This is a genomic window from Chroococcidiopsis cubana SAG 39.79 (genome assembly GCF_003991895.1).
GTDB classification, from domain to species: domain Bacteria; phylum Cyanobacteriota; class Cyanobacteriia; order Cyanobacteriales; family Chroococcidiopsidaceae; genus Chroococcidiopsis; species Chroococcidiopsis thermalis.
In genome coordinates this window covers 1-673 of sequence record NZ_RSCK01000285.1, presented here as the reverse complement: position 1 = coordinate 673, position 673 = coordinate 1, and the positions used below count along the sequence as shown (strand labels likewise).

The following is a 673-nucleotide window of genomic DNA, read 5'->3' as shown; positions in this document are numbered from 1 at the left end:
TCCAGCTGGCAATGGGGTGGGAGGATATTCATCTGCACCATTTCCAAATCCACGGTAAGCACTATGGAATTACCCAACCAGGTGGAACGGTATTTAGTGACTGCGCCAGCGAAGTGAAGTTAGGTTCGTTTGGATTAAGACTAAAAGAAAAACTTCTCTACGAATATGACTTCAGTATATGTCCATCAATGGGTACATGGCGTTATTGGTGGCGGCATCAAATCAGAGTAGAAGCTATCTTAACACCAGACGAAAACCAAACTTACCCAATCTGCACTGGTGGTAAAGGTGTTTGTCCCCCAGAGAACTGTGGTGGTCCTTGGGGCTTTATGAAAGCAAGGGAAGAATTTTTGATTTGGGACGTGTTAGAGCGTTTTGCTTCAATGTTGAGGGACGGAAATTTTGACATGGATAGGGAAGAAGCAAGCTCGCTACGCGCCTTGGCTATTGGTTTATCAAAACCGCTTCGACCGTCAAAAAGTCAACCAGCATTTACTGCAATACGCTAGCGGAGATAGGGAGTCGATGTTATTTTTCAAGGAGATAGCGTGAAATTTAAAGTTCAAGTAGTTGTTGAATCAGAATCAGGAGAAACCCAATTAATTCAAGAAGTTATACAAATTGAAAAGGGGAATCTACAACCCGAAAATTTAGGACTTACGCTAGCCCAAGC

1 protein-coding gene is annotated in these 673 nt (G+C 43.1%); it reads left to right on the top strand.

The genetic code is table 11. The features are described from left to right. Nucleotides 1-509 (top strand): plasmid pRiA4b ORF-3 family protein (locus tag DSM107010_RS37930; protein ID WP_148125962.1); only part of this gene is annotated, 509 nt, incomplete at its 5' end. Nucleotides 510-673: the final 164 nt, after the last annotated feature.